At 55.2% G+C, this 21699-nt stretch carries 15 protein-coding genes; 2 read left to right on the top strand and 13 right to left on the bottom strand.

Annotated elements, in window-relative coordinates:
• Positions 1–122: 122 nt before the first annotated feature.
• The 9 genes from IMCC21906_RS05430 to IMCC21906_RS05390 form a co-directional block, all read right to left on the bottom strand.
• Positions 123–500, bottom strand: a complete 378-nt coding sequence (locus IMCC21906_RS05430; RefSeq protein WP_047011318.1) for a hypothetical protein — start codon at positions 498–500, stop codon at positions 123–125.
• 78 nt (positions 501–578) lie between these two features.
• Entirely contained in the window at positions 579–926 is a 348-nt protein-coding gene (locus IMCC21906_RS05425; protein ID WP_047011317.1) for a hypothetical protein, read from the bottom strand.
• Positions 927–935: 9 nt separating this feature from the next.
• Positions 936–1277 (bottom strand): DUF6488 family protein, encoded by a 342-nt coding sequence (locus tag IMCC21906_RS16260; RefSeq protein ID WP_052763382.1) that lies wholly within the window; start codon positions 1275–1277, stop codon positions 936–938.
• A gap of 33 nt (positions 1278–1310) precedes the next feature.
• Positions 1311–2207: a HupE/UreJ family protein gene (locus tag IMCC21906_RS05415; RefSeq protein WP_197085958.1), complete on the bottom strand. Its 897-nt coding sequence runs from the start codon at positions 2205–2207 to the stop codon at positions 1311–1313.
• Entirely contained in the window at positions 2207–5305 is a 3099-nt protein-coding gene (locus IMCC21906_RS05410) for an efflux RND transporter permease subunit (protein ID WP_047011316.1), read from the bottom strand. Before IMCC21906_RS05410 ends, IMCC21906_RS05415 begins: the two co-directional genes overlap by 1 nt.
• Before the next feature lie 9 nt (positions 5306–5314).
• Positions 5315–6550, bottom strand: coding sequence for an efflux RND transporter periplasmic adaptor subunit (locus IMCC21906_RS05405; protein WP_047011315.1), 1236 nt, complete (start codon positions 6548–6550; stop codon positions 5315–5317).
• On the bottom strand, positions 6547–7854 hold the full coding sequence (locus IMCC21906_RS05400; RefSeq protein WP_047011314.1) for a TolC family protein: 1308 nt from the start codon (positions 7852–7854) through the stop codon (positions 6547–6549). Before IMCC21906_RS05400 ends, IMCC21906_RS05405 begins: the two co-directional genes overlap by 4 nt.
• A gap of 18 nt (positions 7855–7872) precedes the next feature.
• The gene (locus IMCC21906_RS05395) at positions 7873–8820 is read right to left on the bottom strand and encodes a M56 family metallopeptidase (protein WP_047011313.1); all 948 of its coding nucleotides are present in this window, start codon (positions 8818–8820) and stop codon (positions 7873–7875) included.
• A gap of 2 nt (positions 8821–8822) precedes the next feature.
• Positions 8823–9203, bottom strand: coding sequence for a BlaI/MecI/CopY family transcriptional regulator (locus tag IMCC21906_RS05390; protein ID WP_047011312.1), 381 nt, complete (start codon positions 9201–9203; stop codon positions 8823–8825).
• A gap of 408 nt (positions 9204–9611) precedes the next feature.
• Between IMCC21906_RS05390 and IMCC21906_RS05385 the strand changes: the two genes are divergently transcribed.
• Positions 9612–9884 carry a hypothetical protein gene (locus IMCC21906_RS05385; protein WP_047011311.1) on the top strand — a complete coding sequence of 91 codons (273 nt, stop codon included), beginning with the start codon at positions 9612–9614 and terminating at the stop codon, positions 9882–9884.
• Positions 9885–9921: 37 nt separating this feature from the next.
• Here the strand turns inward: IMCC21906_RS05385 and IMCC21906_RS05380 are convergent, their stop codons facing one another.
• The 4 genes from IMCC21906_RS05380 to IMCC21906_RS05365 form a co-directional block, all read right to left on the bottom strand.
• Positions 9922–10977, bottom strand: a complete 1056-nt coding sequence (locus IMCC21906_RS05380; protein WP_047011310.1) for a proline racemase family protein — start codon at positions 10975–10977, stop codon at positions 9922–9924.
• Positions 10967–12076: an alcohol dehydrogenase family protein gene (locus IMCC21906_RS05375; protein WP_047011309.1), complete on the bottom strand. Its 1110-nt coding sequence runs from the start codon at positions 12074–12076 to the stop codon at positions 10967–10969. Before IMCC21906_RS05375 ends, IMCC21906_RS05380 begins: the two co-directional genes overlap by 11 nt.
• A 159-nt stretch (positions 12077–12235) precedes the next feature.
• The gene (gene lon, locus IMCC21906_RS05370; protein ID WP_047011308.1) at positions 12236–14641 is read right to left on the bottom strand and encodes an endopeptidase La; all 2406 of its coding nucleotides are present in this window, start codon (positions 14639–14641) and stop codon (positions 12236–12238) included.
• Between the two features lie 172 nt (positions 14642–14813).
• A complete protein-coding gene (locus IMCC21906_RS05365) occupies positions 14814–19658 on the bottom strand; it encodes an NAD-glutamate dehydrogenase (protein ID WP_047011307.1) in 4845 nt (1614 codons plus the stop codon).
• A gap of 889 nt (positions 19659–20547) precedes the next feature.
• Between IMCC21906_RS05365 and IMCC21906_RS05360 the strand changes: the two genes are divergently transcribed.
• Positions 20548–21621, top strand: coding sequence for a hypothetical protein (locus tag IMCC21906_RS05360; RefSeq protein ID WP_156165994.1), 1074 nt, complete (start codon positions 20548–20550; stop codon positions 21619–21621).
• The last annotated feature ends 78 nt before the right edge of the window (positions 21622–21699 follow it).

The following is a 21699-nucleotide window of genomic DNA, read 5'->3' as shown; positions in this document are numbered from 1 at the left end:
GCTGGTTACAGGCCGGGAAAAGCTGAGAATCACCGCGGCCCAAGAAACTAACGCGTATTTTTAGCGGTATTTTTATGAACGAGGGAGGTTGTGCAGACCTTCCCTGTCAAATACAGAAATGTCTAGACGCGAATACGCAGGGTACTCAGGTAGATCGCGGTGGCTGGAGCGGCGTAAAGCCTATCGGGTGGGGCTCGGGATTTTTGTGGAGGAAGTAAACCGGCCAGATAGTCACTGTCAGAAAAATCAAAAACGACATAATAGTTGAGCAGTTTTAGAACCGGTTCCTGGATGGGCTTATCAGCCTGATAGTAATGCAGATCCAGATTGCTGCAGTCCTTGAACAGCATCGGCCCTTTTGGCGCATGCTGATTTTCAGACTGCTCATGACAGGGCAATTCTGCCGCGGCGGGCACCACATTCTCACAGGCAAATGCCCCGCATGCCAGTGCAGACATAACGGCCGTCAGCATCAACAAACTGTAGAGAATGTTTTTCATAGGTTGGATTCTAGCTGAATTGCTCCGCAAAGTCTGCCGGTGCCGCTCATGCCCACTTGTACTCAATAACGCCAAGCATTAGTTCAGCAGGGCCACCACGCTGCGATGGACAAAATAGCCCACTACCAGAAGCAACAAGCCGGAGAGATAGCTACCCCAAAACCCCAGCTGCAAGCGCTCTGCGAAGAAAAACGGCAGAAAGAAAAAATAAGATACCGGCACCCCAATCATAATACTTTTGGCAAAGGTGATGCTGTTTTCAGCATCGCGGTGTTCCAGATAGGAAAACAGAATAGCCAGAATTGAAACCAATGGCAGGGCCACCAAAAAGCCCGCCAGCACCGGCTTTTTATCGGCCAGCCAGGAGGCAAAACCGATGACCGACGCGGCGATGGCTATTTTGGCAAGCAACACGTAAGCGGGCATGATAAGACCTCACTTAATTCCTGGAAATTTGCCCGTCAGATTAGCGTCAAACACCTCGCCCTCTTCCGACATCAGAATATACAGTGCCTGCGCTTCTGCCTCATTAACGACTTTCACAATGAGATAGCCCTGACCGCGATCGGCGATGGCGGCATCCGCACCCTCAACCTGCCCCCAACTTTGGGCCAGTGCCCCAAAACCCAACTGGGGGTCGACCCCGGCGAAGCCACGGGCAATATCCGCGGCAATCGCTATCGCCTGTTCATTGGAAACCGGGGGCTGATGGTTACCGTGGGCAAAGGCCTGTTGGCCGAGAAAAACGCTAAATACCATTGCCAATACGATTTTCATTTAGACTTTTCCCTATGACTGGTTCGCCGTGAATTAGTGGCTGTGAAAGTGACCATCGCCGTGATCATGAACATCATCAGGCGTTGGTTCCGGGGGCGCGGATGGAGCCGGCGTATTGTCTGGCGCAGCCCTTCCCGAACCGGGTGCGAGTTGCAGGCGACGGGGATAGGACTCCAGCGCACTGCTGCGCATATCTTCGTGGGCGTGGTTATGATCATCCCGACTGATGGGAAAATCCTCGGCGTAGACGCTGTGCTGGTAGCCGTGCAATTGGTGAATCAGCAGCAGCCCGCCAATGATAATGAGTGCCCCATTGGCGACGCGGCTGAAGGGAGCGAAGGAGCGGTGTTTCCGCCACAGCATCAGCGCAAACAACATCACACTTAAGGCGATAATCTGACCCAGCTCAACGCCAACATTAAAGGCCAGAATTTTCGTCACCAGGCCATGATCGCCCAAGGGCAGCTGCTGCAGCCGGGTGGACAAGCCAAAACCGTGGATCAAACCAAAACCGAAGACCATCCACAGCAGACTGGGCGCGCGAACACCAATGCGCTGAAAGCCGCCCAGGTTTTCAAAGCCCTTGTAGCAGACCGTCAGCGCAATGACTGCATCAATCAAATAATAATTGGCCTGAATACCGTAGAGGGTAGCAAATACAAGGGTAATGGAATGGCCAATGGTAAAAGCGGTAATAAATTTGAGAATGTCGGTGAAGCGCTTGAGAAAAAACACCACCCCCAACAGGAACAGCAGGTGGTCGTAGCCGCTGAGCATATGGCTGGCACCCAACCAGACAAACTCCTCGAAGCCCGCACCGAGAATACGCGCCTTGTCGGCCTCGGACATACCGTGGGCCAGCAGCGCCGTGCTGGCCAGCAGGCCAAAGGCCACTAGCCCGATACGCGGAAGTACTCCTTTAAAACTCATTAATCTGATTCCTTATGCAGTAATCGATACAGGACGGGCAAAACAAACAAGGTCAGTAGTGTTGATGACACAATGCCGCCGACCACCACACTGGCCAAGGGCCGCTGTACCTCCGAGCCAATGCCGGTATTCAGTGCCATCGGCACAAAGCCTAACGATGCCACCAAAGCGGTGGTAATGACCGGACGAAAACGGGTCAGCGCGCCCTCCAGTATAGCGGTATCCAGCGCCGCGCCGTCTCGTCGTAATTCCCGAATAAAAGACACCATCACCAAGCCATTGAGAATGGCAATCCCAGACAGGGCAATAAAACCCACTGCTGCAGAGATGGAAAAAGGAATGCCTCGCAAGGTCAGCGCTAGAATACCGCCGGTTAATGCGAGGGGGATGCCGGTAAAGATAATCAGCGATTCCTTCAATGAACCCAGTGCCAGCAGGAGCAGGCCAATTATCATCACCAGCGTTAGCGGCACCACAATGGCCAGGCGCTGTGAAGCCGACTGCAGGCTTTGGTAGGTGCCGCCGTACTCGACCCAATACCCCGCGGGTATCTCTAGCTGCCCAACCACGCTTTGCACATCCTGCACGAAACTGCCCAGATCCCGGCCCCGCACGTTTGCGGTGACCACCACTCGGCGCTTGCCGTTCTCGCGGTTAACCTGATTAACCCCATTGACCAGCTCAAAGTCGACCAGTTCGCGCAGGGGTGCATATTCACCGCCGGGCAGCTCAATCGGAAGATAGGCCAACCGATCGGTATCGTTACGCGTTGCCTCTGGTAAACGCACCACAATATCGGCAAAGCGGTCACCCTCGTAGAACAGGCCGGCATGTTCGCCGCCGGTGGCCATGGCGACTTGCGTTTGTAAATCCTGCAGAGTGAGCCCGAACTGCGCCAACACATTCCGACGAGGAACCATGCTTAATAATTGTAATCCCGTGGTCTGTTCGATCTGGATGTCAACAATGCCGTTCACATCCGCAATTGCTGCTTCAACTTCTGCCCCCACAGCCGCAAGCACCTCAAGGTCGTCACCAAAGACCTTGATTGCCAGCTCGGCGCGCACACCCGACAGCAGCTCGTTGAAACGCATCTGTATGGGTTGCAGAAATTCATAGCGACTACCCGGCACCGGTTCGACGATGGCCGCCAGTTCATCCACCACCTGCGCTTTGGGTTTGCTGGGGTCGGGCCACTCATCGCGAGGTTTGAGAATAATAAAATTATCCGCGACGCTGGGTGGCACCGCATCGGTGGCGACATCGGCGGTACCAATCTTGGCAAACACCCGCTCAACTTCGGGCAGTTTTTTAATCTCTGCCTCCAGGGCTTCCTGCATCGACACGGCTTGGCTCAAAGAGGTGCCGGGGATACGCAGGGCGTGCATGGCGATATCCCCTTCGTCCAGATTGGGCACAAACTCACTGCCCAGGCGGGTTGCCTGCCAGCCGCAGAGCAGCACAGCCACGGCAGCGCCGGTGACAACCATAGTACGATGGGCCAAGGCGAACTCCAGTCCGCCGCGATACAGTCGCTGGGTCGCGTCAAACGCGCGGTGGGGCTTTTCTTCCACTGGGGCCTTGAACAGGAAGGCAATCCCCGCCGGGATAAAGGTAATCGACAGCAGCATTGCCGCCGACAGGGCCATCACTACCGTGATCGCCATCGGGTGAAACATTTTCCCTTCAACACCATCCAGCGAGAAAATCGGCAGATAGACGGCGGTAATAATAAACACGCCAAACAAGGCTGGGCGAATCACTTCACGGGTGGCATTGAACACCAGTTCCAACCGCTCGCGAAGCGCCAGCTCACGACCACGGGCCGCCTCAGACAGGCGCCGCAGGCAGTTTTCCACAATGATAATGGCACCATCGACCAGCAAGCCGAAGTCTAATGCCCCGAGACTCATCAAGTTGGCGGAGACCCGCGTCTGCACCATGCCGCTAATGGTGATGAGCATGGCGATGGGTATCACCATGGCCGTAAGCAGGGCCGCGCGAAGGTTCCCCAACAATAAAAACAGAATCACAATGACCAGCAGCGCCCCTTCCAGCAGATTGGTGCGCACGGTCTGCAGGGTCTTGTCCACCAATTTGGTGCGGTCATACACCGCGGTCGCTGTGATGCCTTCAGGCAAGCTGGCGTTTACCTCCTTAAGCTTTTCCGCCACAGCCTTGGCAACTCTACGGCTGTTTTCCCCCACCAGCATAAACACCGTGCTCATCACCACTTCACGGCCGTTCTGGGTGGCCGCGCCGGTGCGCAGCTCCTGACCTTCGCCCACAGTGGCGAGGTCGCTCACTTTCACGGGGGCACCGTTGCGGGTCTTGACCACAATATTGCCAATATCCTCAAGAGACTCTGCCTGGCCTGGCACCCGGAGCAGTCGTTGTGCGCCGCGCTGCTCGACAAAGCCCGCACCGCGATTCTGGTTATTGGCGGCCACGGCGGACAACAATTCGTCCTGGGTGACGCCAAAAGCCAGCAACTTCTCCGGCTGCAGGCCGATCAGAATTTCCCGCTTATAGCCGCCGATGGGATTGACCTCCGCCACCCCCGGCACCCGCAGCAACTGAGGGCGAATAATCCAGTCGTGAGCGCTGCGCAGGTCGGTTGGGGTAATCGTGTTGCCCTTGTTATCGACCGCACCCGGCTCCGCATCGACGGTAAACATAAAAATTTCACCCAGCCCGGTGGCAATGGGGCCCAACTCCGGCTCCAGCGCGGCAGGCAATCGCGAGCGGGCCGAGGCCAGGCGCTCGTTCACCAATTGGCGGGCGAAGTAAATATCGGTACTTTCTTCAAAAACGACCGTCACCTGAGACAGGCCGTAGCGGGACACCGAACGGGTGTATTCCAAGGCGGGCAGACCCGCCATGGCCGTCTCGATGGCGTAGGTGACCCGTTGCTCAACTTCCAGCGGGGTGTAGCCTGGCGCCTCGGTATTAATCATCACCTGAACATTGGTAATGTCCGGCACGGCATCAATGGGCAGCCGCTGAAAATTCCACAGCCCCAAGCCGCAGAGCCCCAGCACCAACACCATGACCAGCGAGCGTCTGGCGAGGGAAAATCGCAGTATCGCATCTAACATGATCAGTCCTTAGTGGTCGTGGGAGGCGCCGGATTTTTCAATATCGGCTTTGATAAGAAAGCTGTTTTCGCTGACGTATTCGGTGCCGGGTTCAAGGCCGCCGAGCACCTCGACCCATTCACCCGCCTCACGACCCAGTTCCAGCATGCGCACTTCGTATTGATCACCGACCTTGGCGTAGACCACGGTAAAATCGCGGAAGCCCTGCAAACCGCTGCGCTTTACCGCCAGCGGCACCTCAAACCGATCCACCTCCAAGTCGCCCTGAATAAACTGGCCACTTTGCAAACGGCTCGTCGACTGAGCGATAGCCACTCTCACCGGCGCCGATTGCGCCGCGCTTAGCTGCCGGGGGATATAGCTGATATTGCCGTTCAAACTGGCGCTGCCTGCACGCAATTCGGCGCTGTTACCAATGGCGAGCCGCGACAAATCTGCGGGAAACACCTGTAACTCCGCGAGCAGGGCGGTGGGATCGACGATGTGAAGAAGCGCTCTGCCCGCCGTGCTCTCACCAACGTTCACTGGCAGGGATACCACCTCGCCACTCAGGCGGGCCCGGAGGGTATAGGGCTTGAGGCTTTCGTTACTCTCCACCGTGATCAGTGCATCGCCCTTGCTCACCGCCTGACCGAGAGCCACATGAATGGCAGTGATCTCGCCATCAAAGCGGGCCGTGACGCGTTGCTGGGCATTCGTTGCCGGAATCACTCGGCCAAAGGCGGGAATACGTTGGATCAGGGTTGCCGAGCCCGCGCGCTCCGTGACAATGCCCATGGCGCTGGCCACATCGTCGGCAATGCGAACCCGCCCTTCGAAGTTATCGTATTCCCAAGTGTGGGTCTCCCCTTGGTAACGGGCGACGATGGTAACGACAAAGGAATGAGGTTCGTAAATTTCCATATCCCCCCGCAGAAAATCCTCTTGGGGACGGAAATTGATCACGTCTTTTTTATCCCCGAGCCGGGTCAGCGTGACCGTGAGATCCACGGACTCTGGTGGAACAGCCTCACCGTCATCCGTAATCCAAACCCGAAACTCGGGGGGCACGCCGGCTTCCACAATCGCCAGCTCCAGTGCGAAATCACCGTCGCGCAGCATGCGACCGCGGTGGGGACCCTTTTCTGGCTCTGCTTCCGCTGCAGCGCTACTTCCGCCGCCAGCGGCCATGGCCATGTGCGCGGGAAGAAAAAGCCCCGCTATCAGAAAGCTCAGCAGCAGAGCACGCCCGTAACAGCGGATCATGGGTTCACCTCTTTCATTAATTGTGTTGGTAGCCCGGTCAGGCGCTCAATTTCCAGATAGGTCAAATGGGCCGATAGCTGGCTATCCAGCAAATCCTCCTTTGCACTCAGCCACTCATTGCGCACGGCCGCCCATTCCTGATAGCTGTGACGTCCCCGCAGGTAGCTTTGTCGGGATTCAACCAGGGCCTGTTTCAAGGTGGGAATAATGTCGTCCCGCAATGCCTCCGCCACGTGAAGGGCATGGTTGTATTCCTGCGCTAATACAAACAGGCGGGTCTCAAGCTCCAGACGCAGATTGTCAGCGTTTACCGCATGCAATGCGGCTTCGGCCTTCAGCGCCTCAATCTGACCACGGGCGCGACGCTCGCCGCCCAGCGGAATGCTGACCCCCGCCACCAGTCCAACATCGTCGCTGGCTTCGTAGCGGCGCACCCCTGCAGAGAAGCGCCAGCGCGATTTCGCTTCCGCTTTTGCCAGGGCAATTTCCGACTGCGTCATACGTTCTTGGGTAAGCAGACGGGCCACTGCAGGGTTGCTCGCCAGCGCAGCGCGGAGCGCATTAAAATCCAGTGTTGGCTGCGTCGTGCTCAGGTCGCCAGACACCGACTCAGCAAACTGTCGCTCATTCCAGAGTGCGGCCAGCTTGCGGCCTTGGCTGCGAATTTCATGATCATAATCTTCAAGAGCGAGTTCTGCGCGAGCGCGTGCTGCCTGCGCGCGAAGGGTATCTACAGCTGACGTTTTTCCGGCTCGCTGACGCTGGCCCAGTTCGCTGGCCGTGTCCTCTGCCATTTCCAACACCTGGGCGGCAAGCTCACGCTTTCGCTGTAAGCCCAGCAAGGTCATAAAACGCCGCCCGGTCTCGGCAGCGACATCCAGTCGTTTTATTCGATAATCGTCGTCCAACAATGACAGGCGCTGACGCGCACTCTGCTGGCGGGTATCCAGCAAATCCCCCTCGACGACCCAACTGATAATAGCCAGGGTCGATTGCAGATTTTGCGTGTCGGCGTAGTCTCCGGAGCCGAAACCATCCTCCACCTGCATGTCCAGGCTGGGGGGTGTACCGACGCCCGACTGTCGCAGATTACCCTGCGCAATGTCGCGACGATAAGCGAAGGCCTGCAGATCGGGATGGGAAGCAAAACTACGCTGAATCGCGGCCCCTAAGGTCAGGTCCGGCTCAGCAGCGTGAACGCCCTGGGACAGGACTAAATACATTAGTAGTGGCGCGCAAACCGCAACAAAAAACCGACCATAGATCGGTATTTTTAACGGTGTTGAGCTGGAAACGTTATGCATGGGCGTTCCTAATAAAGATCAGTGATCAAAGAAGCGTTCAAAGCTGTGATGGTAGCTGTCCACACCGAACAGGCTCAGGGCAAGCATCCCAGCAAATAGCAGCGCGGCGGCGACGTAGTGGACAGTGGGATCAGGTCGAGGAGCCATCAAGTAACGAACTCTGGCTTCAAGACTGGTCTCGGCAAAAGCGCAGCAATAAGACGGCAAGGTGCTCCGATTAAGGCGATATACCTTGAGCAAGGTTTTTGCGATCAGTGCATTTTCATTTCCCGATGCAACCGCTTTCATATCAGCTGACTGCTCCAAACTAAGGGCATATTCGGCCCTTAGCCTTTGCGCCACCGTGCTGGGAAAGAAATGGGATAAGCAGGCAAAACAAAACTTTTTCAGTGGGTCATAGCGCTTCAGATGGGCCTGTTCATGATGGAGCACGGCACTATATTCTTCGGGTGAAAGCGCTTTTTTCAGCGCGGCACTGACGAAAATACGGGGCCGTAAAAAACCGTAGGTAAAGGCGCTGGGCCACTGAGAGTCGAGCTCTGCACGCAATGCGTTCACCTCCAGACACTGCAGGAACCATCGCATAGATCGTCGGTGACGAATCAAGGCCAGCCCCGTTCGTATCAACGCAAGAACCAACACCACGGCAAACACCGCCAGTGGCAAAACATGCCAGCTACGCGTATCAAACAGCTCAGCGTGATGCCAGTGCGTTAACGCGGACATCCAATCCGGCTTGTAGGGCGCAAGCGAGGGTGACAACACCAGGTAGCTGACAAGCATTGCTGCCAGCCAGGGAAACAATAACAAGGCCCAGAGTACATGCTCCCGACAGCGGGCAGAGCTGCGTCGCAATGACGGCGCGACAGGGAGATAGGCGACGGATAGCACCGACACACAGAACAACAATGTCGAGACGGCGATAAAGCCACCATTTAAACTGCGCGCCAACTCTCCCAGTATCATGCCTAACCTCCGGCCTTACTGTCGTTGCGCCGCCGTTCAATCAACTGCTCCAGCTCCTCAAGCTGGGCATCATCGAGATTCTCGGCCAGCGAGCTGAACGCCGCCAGAAAGTCCTGTTCTTCACTGATAAAGTCAGCAGTGACCGAACGCATCAATTTTGCCAGAAAAATATTCCGTGGCTGGCCTGCCCGGTAGACAAAGGCATGCCCTACTTTGTCACGCTTGAGCAGGCCTTTTTTGAACAGGCGATCCATTGCGCTCTGAACCGTATTTAATGAACGCAGTCCCTTCGGATCTAAGGCCTGGTGGACATGTTTCACATCCGCCGAATCCACACTCCAAAAGTGTTGCAAGACTGCTTTTTCCAGTTCCCCCAATCGCACGCTTTGACCCTCTTAGCTAATGACACAGATACTGCACAAACAAATTCCGACCGTCAATCGGTTTTTGACGTGCATTAAGACCTGCGACAATTATGATAATGGGAGATAGAGCTTCTGTTTTTTAGCTCAAAATACTCTTTACAACTTCCAACCCACCTCCAGTTGAATGAAGATTTGGTGCGTAATAAGACCGCAAAGCATCCGAGACTCATTTTGAGCCTTGAATATTTTGGGCAGAGCTACGTGGAAAGTCGATCTTTTTAACTCTTTGTTTCATATCTTAATATTTTCTCTAAAGCTACAACCGATTGAAAAGTCTGCAGAGGTAGTACAGGCATCGGCCCTAACGAGAACTACCAAGCGCCCCTCCATTTGCACGTTTGAAATTTCCCCGTTAGCGTAGCTTTCATGCAAAACGTATTGTTACTCTTGTTCTGCCTGCCCACCCTGTTCGCCGTGTTCTGGGCACACCACCGGCTGCGCGCTTACGTGTCGCGCACACGCCAGATCGTGGGCGCAATCCTATTTGCTGCCGGGGTCGGTTTTGGTGCGGTGATGAGCATCGTCTACCTGCCCAGCAGCGGCATCGGGCCACTGCTGGTGTTTCTGAGTGCCTTTGGTCTGGTGCATGTGCCAGCCGCCTGCATTTTGCAGCTCAAGCACTGGCACGGCCGGGACTAATATTCCAGCATCCCCGCTCTTCCACAGTACAACAGACTTATGTACGACTGGCTTCCAGCACCTGCGCCAGATCCAGATCGGCCACCAGGGGATCCTCCAGGTCCACCACCACCCGTGAATGGGCAAGGATTCGTGCCCGCCCGCTGATGGCGGTCTCAAGCGCCGGCAGAGAACCTACCCGGGCAGGTCCCAGCACATCCCCCCGAAAACTCGAATCCCTTGGGGACACGGTTTCCAGCCATTGACCATCGTCGATCTCGTTCCGGGCGTACATTAATGCCAAACGCGCCGAGGTGCCGGTACCGGTCGGGCTTCGGCAAATGACGCCAGGATGCACATAGGTAGCGGAGCGCGACCGATAGCCGCCATTATCCACGGTCTCCACCGGCCCCATGAAATGCACAAAAGGCAGGGGACCCACATCGCCCAGATCCGGGTGCACCCGGACAAATTCCGGTCGCGCAGTCCGGACAAACTCATCGCCGAAGGCCGCGAGGGCCACCTGTTCTTCTCGGGTAATGCCAAAGCCGAGAGCCTCCGCATCCACCATCGCAAAGAAGGCGCCACTCCAAACCACATCGTAACGAACCTCTCCATAGTGAGGGAGATGGATTCTCAGGTCCCGTTCATGAACATAAGCGGGTTCCCCACGAGTGGTGATCGCCTGGACATGGTTGTCGACATTGGTCGCCGTGATATGAGACAGACCAGCGGGGGACTCGAGCACCACGTCCTGCTTTCCCTCTTGCATCGGCAGTAAGCCACATTCCAGCGCCGCCGTTGCCGTGCAGATGGTGTTGGAGCCGGAATACATCGGGTAGCCCATAGCCTCCATAATGATATAACCGGCCTGGGCCTGTTCGTGGCAGGGCGGCACCACCAGATTGACCGACATGGCAGGGTCGCCATAGGGCTCATTAAGCAACAAGCGCCGGAGTCCGTCGCCATGGCTCTCCAGATACTGTTGTTGCTGTCGGACTGTTTTTCCCGGCAGGGAGGTGACGCCAGCTACCACAATCCGGCTGACGTCGCCGCCGGCATGGGTATCCACCAGCTCCAGGCTAAGGCTGTGCTTATCGAGTTTATTCAGCATAGGGCGCTCCCACGTCGGACCATTTGGCATCGGGCACAACCACCAATTTGCCGATAAATTTCTTGTCGACGAAATCCTGTTGGGCGCGCTTGAATTCTGACAGGGGATAAGTGCGCTCCAGCAAGGGGCGAATGCTGCCCTCTTCGATATAGCGCACCAAGCGGCGGAACGCTTGCCGCGTGCCTTGAGATGAACCGTGCAGTTCCAGATGCTTGAGGTACATGGTCCGCAGGTCCAGTTCTACGACGGGGCCGGCGATGGCGCCAGCGGTGGTATAGCGCCCTTCCGGTCTGAGCACACGCAACAGGTCATTGAAGAGGGAGCCCGCCACCAGATCCGCCACTACGTCGATGGGCTTGTTACCCGTGGCCTTGTTGACGGCCACCAGCAAATCCTCATCGTCACGGAAGACCGCTTCTTCAGCGCCAATCGCTTTGAGGGCGTCGCCCTTGCCGCGACTGGTGACCGCATAGGGAATAGCGCCGCGGGCCCGGCAAAGCTGCAACAGGCCAGAACCCACGCCCCCTGAGGCGCCAGTCACCAACACCCGCTCTCCCTTGCTGACCCTGGCACGATCGAGCATGTGCTCGCCAGTCAGGTAGGCGCAACAGAAAGTCGCCAGTTCCGCATCCGCCAACTCAGTGTTCACCACGTGGGCATTTTCCGCTGGCACCGTGGTGTATTCTGCGTAACCGCCGTCCCGGCCATGGCCGATGTAGTCGATATCGGCCAGGCTGTCGTCGCCTTCGGGACGGTTGTAGAGGCTGAAATCCACGATGACCCGCTCACCAATACGCTGGCGCGGAACCTTGTCGCCGACATCGACGATGCGACCCACCGTGTCGGTGCCCTGAATGCGGGGGAACTCCAGCGTGGAACGTCCGCGACGCCAGGTAGAGACGGCACTCGGATCGGTCTCCTCACCGTAGGCGCCCTCCCGTACCCAGACATCGGTATTGTTCATGCCACAGGCGCTGACTTCGATCAGGACCTCACCAGCGGCCGGGGTCGGGACGGGCACATCATCCCGGTAGACCAACTTGTCCATTCCGCCATGACCGATCAACTGCACGGCGTGCATCGTATCGGGTAAGTTCATCTGTCACCTCCGCTTCTACAAAAAAATCAGAGTGGGCGTGTCAGTCTAGGGGCTACCCAGGGCCACTTTCAAAATTCTCCTGAAAAGGATCGATCACACCTCACTGTCGGTTCAAATTAGGTCTCGGCCGCGCCGCTGCGCCGCGCCAAGTCGGCTGGCTTAGGAAAACAACAACCCCCGCACATCATCAAACTGAGCGGCAAAGTGTACCGTCACGCCTTTGCGAACATGCTCGGGCAGCTCGTCAAAATCCCGACGGTTGTCCTCCGGCAGGATCAGCTTTTTAATCCCCACCCGTTTGGCGGCAATGACTTTTTCCCGGATGCCGCCCACCGGCAACACCTGCCCGGTGAGGGTGAGCTCGCCGGTCATGGCAAAGCCTGTTTTGGGGGCCTTGTTCAATGCCAGAGACAGCAACGAGGTAGCCATGGTGATCCCGGCGCTGGGGCCGTCCTTGGGGGTAGCCCCTTCGGGTACATGAAGATGAACCATGGATTCATTGAAGAAACTGGCGTCGGCGCCAAAGCGCTCAAGATTGGACATCACGTGGCCGTAGGCGATATTGGCGGACTCCTTCATTACATCGCCCAACTGACCGGAAAGCTGGAAACCCCGGGTCAGCGTATGGATACGGGAACACTCCACCCCCAGGGTGGCGCCGCCCATGGCGGTCCAGGCCAGGCCGGTGACCAGGCCCACACCCTGTTGGGGCTTTTCCCGTTTAAACAGGGGTTTGCCCAGCATGTCCTCCACCTCGTCGCGACCCACTTTCAGCACTAGGGCCTCATCTTCCAGCAAACGCACCGCAGCCTTGCGGACAATGCGGGCCAGCTGTTTCTCCAGCCCCCGCACCCCGGCCTCACGGGCATAGCCGTCAATGATGTGGCGCAGCGCGGCGGTGTTGATGTTCAGCCGTTTTTTATCGATGCCATTGCGTTGCAGCAAACGGGGCCAGAGGTGTTTTTTGGCAATGGTCAGCTTTTCCTCGCCCAGATAACCGGCCAGACGAATCATCTCCATCCGGTCCAGCAGCGGGCCGGGGATAGTGTCGAGTTGATTGGCAGTGCAGACAAACAGCACCTTCGACAAGTCAAAACGCAAGTCCAGGTAATGATCGAGAAACTCGCTGTTCTGCTCCGGGTCCAGTACCTCCAGCATGGCCGAGGCGGGATCGCCCTGGAAGGAGGTACCGAGCTTGTCGATTTCATCCAGCATAATCACCGGGTTGGCGGTTTCCACTTCTTTCAAAGCCTGCACCAGCTTGCCCGGCATGGCGCCGATATAAGTGCGCCGATGGCCCTTGATCTCCGCCTCGTCCCGCATACCGCCCAGACTGAAACGGTAAAACTTACGGCCCAGGGCATCGGCGATGGAGCGGCCAATCGAGGTCTTGCCCACCCCCGGCGGCCCCACCAGCAAGACAATAGAACCGGCGACAGTGCCCTTGAACTTGCCCACCGCCAGAAACTCGATAATGCGATCCTTCACATCCGCCAGGCCGCTGTGCTGGGCGTCCAGCACCTTGCGGGCATGCTGCAGGTCCAGGCGGTCTTTGGAATACACACCCCAGGGCAGCTGGCTGGCCCAATCCAAATAATTACGGGTCACGCCGTACTCCGGGGAACCGCTTTCCAGCACCTCCAGCTTGTTGATCTCATCGTCGATGCGTTTGCGGGCAGCATCGGTAAGGGTCTTGCCCTTGAGATTATTGCGGAATTCCTCGGCATCGGCGGTGCGATCGTCCTTGGAAATACCCAGCTCCCGCTGGATCACCTTGAGCTGTTCCCGGAGGAAAAACTCGCGCTGGTTTGCGCTGATTTTCTCGTTGACCTGGGCGCTGATGTGGCCCTGCAACTCGGCGACTTCCCGCTCCCGAGTGAGTAGGGTCAGCACCTTTTCCATACGCCGCAGCAGCGGAATGGTCTCGATGATGTCCTGCAGGGCATCGCCCTTGGCAGTGGTAATGGCCGCCGCGAAGTCCACCAATACGGACGGTTCATTGGGGCTAAAGCGGGACAGGTACTGCTTGAGTTCCTCGCTGTACAGGGGGTTGATGGCCAGCAGCTCTTTGATGGCCTTGATGATCGCCATGGCATAGGCCTTGACCTCATCACTATCCCGCTCGCCGATATTGTCGGGGTAGTCCACTTCCACCAGATAAGGCGGCTTGTCGCTGAGCCAGCGGCGAATGCGAAAGCGCTTCAGGCCCTGCACCAGAATCTGGGCGGCATTCTCATCCTTGTGGGCCTGATGCAGACGGGCCACACAGCCCACCGCAGGCAGTTGAGTCGGGTCCAGCTCTGCCGGGTTGGCGTCATCGCAATAGAGCAAGCCCAACACCTTGTCCTGGGTTTTGGCCACCCGGGTCAGGGTCTCTTCCCAGAGATCGATGTCCAGTACTATGGGCTGAGCCTGACCCGGAAAAAAGGGTCGTTTGGGCGAAGGCAGGAGATAAAGTCTGGAAGGTAAAACGGAGTCCGGGATCATCAGCCCGGTGCCACCCTGGGCATCGTGATTCAACATCTCGCCATCGAGTATATTGTCGTATGATTGATCGTCAGTCATCAGGCGACTTCTCCTTCATAACATGGCCGAAAAACACAAATTCATTTGTACTATCTTGGGCCCTTCTCTCTCATCTCAAGGCTTGCAAGCTCCCCTCACAAGACCCTTCATGTGTAGTAACAACAACGGATCAGTGAGGGATAGAACACAAAAACAGACGGCGCTACGGTAGCTACCTTTTCTGCTCCCGGGACTCTGCCCCACTCACATTTACCAGTGAGGCCTCTACCAAGTCCTGCAGTTCCCGCACAATGACGGTAAACACCGACAAATCCTGAGTAGCGGTAGCGCGAAGGGAGTTGGTCATGCTCAGATAGCGGTCGATGCGATGGCGGTTTGTGTGTTGCCATTGACTCATTAGCTCTTGGTTGCTGTTGTCGGAGTGCTGGCGCAACCCTACGATCAGCTGTCGCAGCAGCACTTCCAGATTGTCCACGTAGGACTCCCGGGCCAGATCTTGCCAACGGCTGTCGGGCTGCCATTCGATCAATTTTTCCAGCGTCCAATCCAGAGACAGCAAGTCGACAAAATTGAATAGCAGGTCGACCATATCTTCAGCATCGCAGTCACTATCTAAAGCCGCGTCGATGGCACCGGGTAACAGGAAGTAAGCATCAAAGGCAGCAATGCGACTGGCGATGTCGTCAGGAACCGACTCCTGAGTCCATTGCTCCACCTGCTGACTCCATAGTGCGCCCAAGCCTTGACCTTGCAGCTCAGGTACGCGCGGAATAACCCGACTGAAATCGGCCTTCATGCGACTGACGACATGCTGGGGAGAGACGTCGTGCTTATTGCGCAAAAACCAGCGGGTAGTCCGGCGACCTAAGCGCATGATCTGATGAAGCAGTTCGTATTGCACAGCTGAATCAATCTGGTAGTCCAGCGCCTCCACTTCCTGCCACAGTGAACCCAAATCAAATAACTCCATCACGGTCACAAAGGCAGTAGCGGTTTGCGCAGCGCTGGCACCCACTGAAATATATTGGCGAAGGCTGTAGGAGAAGCCCATCAAGTTGACCATGTCATTGGCTAACTGGGTGGCGATGATTTCTTTTGCCAAACGATGGTCGTAAATATCGCTGCCGTATTTTTTGTGCAGAGCTTCAGGAAAGGCATTAAATATGCGCTTGGCAACCCATTCATCGGCGCTGAGGTCGGCCTCTAACAACTGCTCTTTTAATTCTACTTTGGCGTAGGACACCAGTACCGCCAGCTCTGGCCGGGTCCAGCTTTTGTCTTCGCCATGCAGGTCTTTGATGGTGTCGTTGTCGGGTAGATACTCCAACCCCCGTTGCAGCCGACCGCTTTCCTCTAAGTGCTCAAGAAAACGCAGATAATCGTGGTGATGTTTATGGCGACGAAATTGCGCCACGCTTATCGCCAGCGTCTGGCTGCTGTTGTTTTCCAGCACCAGCTCGCCGACGGCATCGGTCATTTTAGCCAACAGCTTATTGCGCTGTTTAACGGTAAGATCCTCGGATTCCACCTTGGCGTTGAGCAAAATTTTGATATTGACCTCATGGTCAGAGCAATCCACCCCAGCAGCGTTATCCACAAAGTCGGTGTTGCAAATGCCGCCGTTGCGACTGAATTCCATACGGCCCAATTGGGTGAGCCCCAAGTTGCCCCCCTCGCCTACTACCCGACACTGTAAATCTCGTCCGTCGACCCTGAGGATATCGTTGGCGTGGTCGCCCACATCGGCGTGACTTTCGGTACTGGATTTAACGTAGGTGCCAATCCCCCCGTTCCAAATCAAGTCTACTTGCGACTTAAGCAGCAGTTTAATCAATGCGTTAGGCGCAAGCGTTTTATCCTTACAACCCAGCAGTTTACGCATGGCCGCACTGAGAGGAATCTGTTTGGCACTGCGCTCAAAGACGCCACCGCCTTTAGAGATAAGCTTGGCGTTATAGTCTGTCCAACTAGAGCGGGGCAAATCAAACAGCCGTTTACGCTCTTCCCAAGCCGCTTCGGGGTCGGGGTCTGGATCAATGAAAATATGCAGATGGTTAAAGGCTGCCACTAATTTGATATGTTTTGATAACAGCATACCGTTACCAAACACGTCCCCCGCCATATCGCCAATGCCCACCACCGTAAAGTCCTGCTCTTGCACATTAACGCCCAACTCCCGAAAGTGCCGCTGCACCGCCACCCAAGCACCTCGGGCCGTGATGCCCATGGCTTTATGGTCATAACCGTTGCTGCCACCCGAGGCAAAGGCATCCCCCAACCAGAACTGGTGCTGGGCCGCAATCTCATTGGCAATATCCGAGAATGTCGCCGTACCCTTGTCTGCGGCGACGACCAAATAAGGGTCTTCATCATCCCGACAGACCACCCCTTCTGGTCGCGCTACTTTGTCGCCTACTCGGTTATCGGTGATGTCTAATAAACTGCTGATAAAAAGACGGTAGCAGGCGATGCCCTCGGCCTGAAACGCTTCTCGCGTGGTGAGAGATGAACCTCGTCGAGCCACAAAACCCCCTTTGGCACCGGTGGGGACAATCACCGCATTTTTGACCTGCTGAGCTTTAACCAGGCCAAGAATTTCCGTACGGAAATCCTCCAGCCGGTCAGACCAGCGAATGCCACCTCTAGCCACTTTTCCGCCACGCAGATGCACCCCTTCCACCCGGGGTGAAAACACATAAATTTCAAATTCGGGGCGAGGCTCAGGGGCAAAGTCCAGTTTGCGGGTATTAATTTTGAACGCGATACATTCCCGGTAATTACCCTCATCGTCTATCTGGAAAAAATTGGTCCGCAGGGTGGCGTCAATCACCGCCAGATACTGACGCAGTACCTGATCTTCGTTGAGGTTCTGCACCGAATCCAAACCATCCAGTATCCGCTGACGCAGTTTTTTTATCCGGTCACCTTGTTTGTTCTCGGAGCGCCGGGGGTCAAACAGGCAGCGAAACAGTGCCATCAGGTCCCGGCAAATTTCCACATGGCTGCACAGCACCGAGGCCACAAACTCCATACTGAACAGGCTGCCCAGCTGCTTGAGGTAGCGGGCATAAGCCCGGATCAAGGCCACCGAACGCCAGTCCAACCGGGCACCAAAAACCAGTCGGTTGAAGGTGTCGTTCTCTGCCCGGCCCTTCCAGATCGCCCGCAGCGCATCCTGATAGGTCTCTCCCACTACATCGATATTCAGCGCCATACCATTGTCGATATCGTGCTCCAGGCTGAAGTCATGCATCCAGATATCACTTTCACCAACGGGACAGATGTGAAAGGGGTGCTCCACCAATACCCGTGAGCCCATATTTTCCAGCAGCGGCATAACATCGGAGAGTTGCAGAGACTCTTCCCGGTGAAACAGTTTGAGACGCAGCGATTTACGGTCGGCCCCCACTTCTTGAAACAGACTGATACTGATGTCGTCCCGGTCGTGAAGCTGAGTACAAAGCTCTAGGTCACTCACCCCCAGCATGGGTGTGAACCGGTCTTGATAGGCTGACGGAAACGCACCTTGATAACGATAGGCCAGCTGCCGACCTCGTTCCTCACCAAACCGTTCTATACAGATTTCGCTAAAGCGTTGGTTCCAGTCCCGGGTCAAATCGCAAATATCGGCTTCCAGTGCCTCTCGATCCAGACTGCGAAAGCGGTCGTTAGAAACCCGATAGATCAAGTGGATTCTTGCCAACACCGATTCGGCCATAAACTGGGTGGTGATATCGCAATCCCGGGTATCCAGCGCCGCTCCCAGCAAATGCTCAATTTGACGTTCCATTCGCACCGCCTCTCTAGGCAGATACACAATACAACTGACAAATTTCTCAAAGGTATCGATGCGAATAAACAGTCGCACCGCCCGGCGCTCGTAGATTTTCCAAATGCCCAGCAGAGTATCTTGCAGCGCTTGGTGACTCGCCTGAATCATCTCATCGCGCGGATGACGCTCGATAATGGCTTTGTAGGTTTTGCCATTGTGGCTGGCATTATCCAGTTGCGAACGCTCCTCCAACCACGCCGCTTTGGCCCGCAGCAGCGGAATGCGATCAATACTTTGGAAGTACATCCCCGAGGTATACAGGCCCAACACCCGGGTTTCGCCAATGACCTTCCCCTCGGAGTTATAGCGTTTAATAATGATGTAATCGGCATAAACTGCGCGATGCACGGTAGATTTCTGGGCGGTCTTGGTAAAGGCCAACGCCGGTTCGGCTTTATAGAAATTACCAAAGCCATCACACAGCTGCGCCAACTGTGCTGGCTTAAGTGGTTCACGATTTTTCATTAAACCCAAACGGGCGTCGGCCTCCTCACTGATGGTGGTGCCGTCGGGAGTGTCTCCCAAGCGAAATTCGGCCATGCCCAAAAAAGTAAAATTGCCGTCTCGCAACCACTCTAAAAATGCCAGTTCCTCGGCATGATTGCCACCGAGAGAGGACACTTCGGTAATACAATTATCCAGACACTGAAGCATCGGCTGAAAATCACCCACCACCAGCGCCACATCCTCCAGCGCATCCCGCAGTGTTTTGCTAATGTCGCTGAGCTGCTCCGCATCACTGCAATGATCGATGATGATGTAACCGATGCTTTCTCGCTGGGCGCCCCCCGCCTGCTTACCCGTCGTGGCCTGAAGCACACCGCTGTCGTCCCGCACAGCCCAAAGTAAGGAACTCTCAAACAGATGAATATTCATCCCCAGCCGATTAAGGGCCATGCGCAGGGAGTCCACCAAGAACGGCATATCCCGCTGACAGTAGTACACCACACTGTGCTTACTGGCCCAGCCGTCACTTTCGAGGTCGGGATTAAACACCTTGAGTAGCGGGCCATCATCTCGACGCTGGCTGGCAAAACGATAGAGCCCGTAGAGAATGCCGAAGTTAGCTTCCGCCTCCCAACCCAGCTGGTCATCGTCAGGATGAACATGAACAACCTGCTCAACAAAAGCTTTAAAGTTTTTCTCGTCGGCACTGGCAAGTTGTTTATCGCTGATGCGGTGGATGCGTTTAATTAGCTGCTGGCGGGTATTCAGCGTTGTCATGGTTGGCTTCACCGTCCTTATTATCTGGCGTCGTACCTGTCTGCTGTTATTACAATGCTGACACGATGGCACGACAGAATTGTGTCAGCCCATTCAGAGTGTAGCTGATAGGCTGAGTTTTCGGTGCAAGAGCTTGGGCGAGCTAAAATCTTGGCACCCCACTTCTGAATTCAGACACATCCGGACGATGAAGTTCATCGAATTAAAGCAATGCCCACCTATATATCGAGGTGTAAGTAAACGTCACGTTAAAACAGCACACTTTCCTAATATTTTTATTGGAACAACCGTCAGACTGAGCTCCAAAAACAACACAAATCCAGCACAGGCTACCTGCCGTCAGAATCAAGCTGCATAAGACAAAATCAAACATGCCGCAGGTATCTCTGATGGCGATTCGCAAAACAATTCAAAATTTGACCGCCATATCCACAAAGCTCACCTAGTTAATTTTGTCATTTCCTGCGCCAGCATTTCCTCCTCAGTATTACGAAAATGCATTTAGGGGAGAATCACACTACTTCGCGATGGGGAAACGGCTATTGCCAAATTTAATTGAAGCAGCGGCGAACACTCTGTCACAACTTGAATTCCGGCTCTCACCCCACCCCCTACTGTCAAAAATTTTTGAGATAAACAGCGATACAATTTGAGCGATAAGTGGTCACCCGGTTGGGCTAATTGTATTCAGCAAACCCGGCCCGTAATAAGCATAGTCATCTTCCCCGTCTTACTTTCCACATCTCATGACAACGAAAGCCCCGCAACAAAGCAATGAACATTCTCTAACCGGTACCTTTACCGCACAAATTAACGCACCTATACTCTTGCGGTTAAAATTCGACCGTCAGCTTGACCAACATCGCACAAAAAATAAGGAACTCAAGGAATGAACCGTTCCCTTAGCACAGTTATACTAGCGTGCCTTACCTTGCTCGCAGGATGCGCCTCCACCTATAAAGCTCAGCTCACACCTCAATCTCGACAGGAGCTGTCATCTCTGTATGTTGTCAACCATGTCGTTCAACCAGAAATTGGCAGTCATCATGCCGTTAGTTTCATGCCCTACAACCCACAAACAGGCCCCCTCGGCATGGTATTAACAACAGCCATCGACGGCGCCGTTAACGCTTACCGCGCGAAAAATGCGGAGGCAGCTGCCGAGCAACAGCGAGATAAGTTATTGGGTTACGATTTTGTCAGCGCCCTCAGTAAAACGATGCAGCAAGCACTTGCAAGCCTGTCTTGGACCACCATCAGCCACTTCCAGACAATAACAGATGCAGAAACAATTGATGTGCCTCAGCTTATTAGCCACCATCCAAACAAAGGCATACTGGTATTGCGTCCCAGCTACGCCTTTTCGCCGAAGGCCGATGCAATCTATATCGACCTAATCGCGTCACTCTATCGCAAATCTGATGTGGACCAGAAAAAGCCTCTCTTCAGCAACAACTACCGTTATCAATCTGCCATTCACCGTCCAGACGCCCCTTTTATCACCCCGGCCGAAGCAGCGCCTATGATCGCCGCCATTAAAGCCAAATACGAAGCACAGGTGAATGAAAGGGAGTACAACGAATCAGAACTGAAGTATTTCAAGAAAAAAATGACCAAGGAGATAAGACGGTTCAAAAAGCAGATTATCGACTCACCGCAACTTGCAGACACCAGCAAACAGCCGTGGACCACCGAGAACTTAAAAACAACGCTCGAGATCGGCGCCCAGCAAATTGCCAATCTCTTACTACTTGACCTAAATGACAGCCGTACTGCCGTCGATTATGAAGCTGCTGAGGACGAAGTTAATGTAATGGTCAGTGCCAGCAGAGAAAGTGATACCAACATCAAACTTTACCCCATGGGTACGTTTAACGGCTACAACCTATATCGTCACAAGTCAGGCAAACTTTTTGCCGTCCCCATAGACCAAAAAATCCGCTTTCACTCTTACCCGGGATGAAGCGTCTTTCAAATTATCCGATCAATTAACTTGTCGGAATCAGATCACCTGCAACCGGCGCCAGGTACTTTCTACAGG

This window comes from Spongiibacter sp. IMCC21906 (genome assembly GCF_001010805.1).
GTDB lineage: Bacteria > Pseudomonadota > Gammaproteobacteria > Pseudomonadales > Spongiibacteraceae > Spongiibacter.
This window is presented reverse-complemented; position numbering and strand designations above follow the sequence as displayed.

What these genes read in the sequence shown, in the direction of transcription:
- IMCC21906_RS05430 (WP_047011318.1), bottom strand. Translation starts at nt 500, where the DNA reads ATGAAAAACATTCTCTACAGTTTGTTGATGCTGACGGCCGTTATGTCT.
- IMCC21906_RS05425 (WP_047011317.1), bottom strand. Translation starts at nt 926, where the DNA reads ATGCCCGCTTACGTGTTGCTTGCCAAAATAGCCATCGCCGCGTCGGTC.
- IMCC21906_RS16260 (WP_052763382.1), bottom strand. Translation starts at nt 1,277, where the DNA reads ATGAAAATCGTATTGGCAATGGTATTTAGCGTTTTTCTCGGCCAACAG.
- IMCC21906_RS05415 (WP_197085958.1), bottom strand. Translation starts at nt 2,207, where the DNA reads ATGAGTTTTAAAGGAGTACTTCCGCGTATCGGGCTAGTGGCCTTTGGC.
- IMCC21906_RS05410 (WP_047011316.1), bottom strand. Translation starts at nt 5,305, where the DNA reads ATGTTAGATGCGATACTGCGATTTTCCCTCGCCAGACGCTCGCTGGTC.
- IMCC21906_RS05405 (WP_047011315.1), bottom strand. Translation starts at nt 6,550, where the DNA reads ATGATCCGCTGTTACGGGCGTGCTCTGCTGCTGAGCTTTCTGATAGCG.
- IMCC21906_RS05400 (WP_047011314.1), bottom strand. Translation starts at nt 7,854, where the DNA reads ATGCATAACGTTTCCAGCTCAACACCGTTAAAAATACCGATCTATGGT.
- IMCC21906_RS05395 (WP_047011313.1), bottom strand. Translation starts at nt 8,820, where the DNA reads ATGATACTGGGAGAGTTGGCGCGCAGTTTAAATGGTGGCTTTATCGCC.
- IMCC21906_RS05385 (WP_047011311.1), top strand. Translation starts at nt 9,612, where the DNA reads ATGCAAAACGTATTGTTACTCTTGTTCTGCCTGCCCACCCTGTTCGCC.
- IMCC21906_RS05380 (WP_047011310.1), bottom strand. Translation starts at nt 10,977, where the DNA reads ATGCTGAATAAACTCGATAAGCACAGCCTTAGCCTGGAGCTGGTGGAT.
- IMCC21906_RS05375 (WP_047011309.1), bottom strand. Translation starts at nt 12,076, where the DNA reads ATGAACTTACCCGATACGATGCACGCCGTGCAGTTGATCGGTCATGGC.
- lon (WP_047011308.1), bottom strand. Translation starts at nt 14,641, where the DNA reads ATGACTGACGATCAATCATACGACAATATACTCGATGGCGAGATGTTG.
- IMCC21906_RS05365 (WP_047011307.1), bottom strand. Translation starts at nt 19,658, where the DNA reads ATGACAACGCTGAATACCCGCCAGCAGCTAATTAAACGCATCCACCGC.
- IMCC21906_RS05360 (WP_156165994.1), top strand. Translation starts at nt 20,548, where the DNA reads ATGAACCGTTCCCTTAGCACAGTTATACTAGCGTGCCTTACCTTGCTC.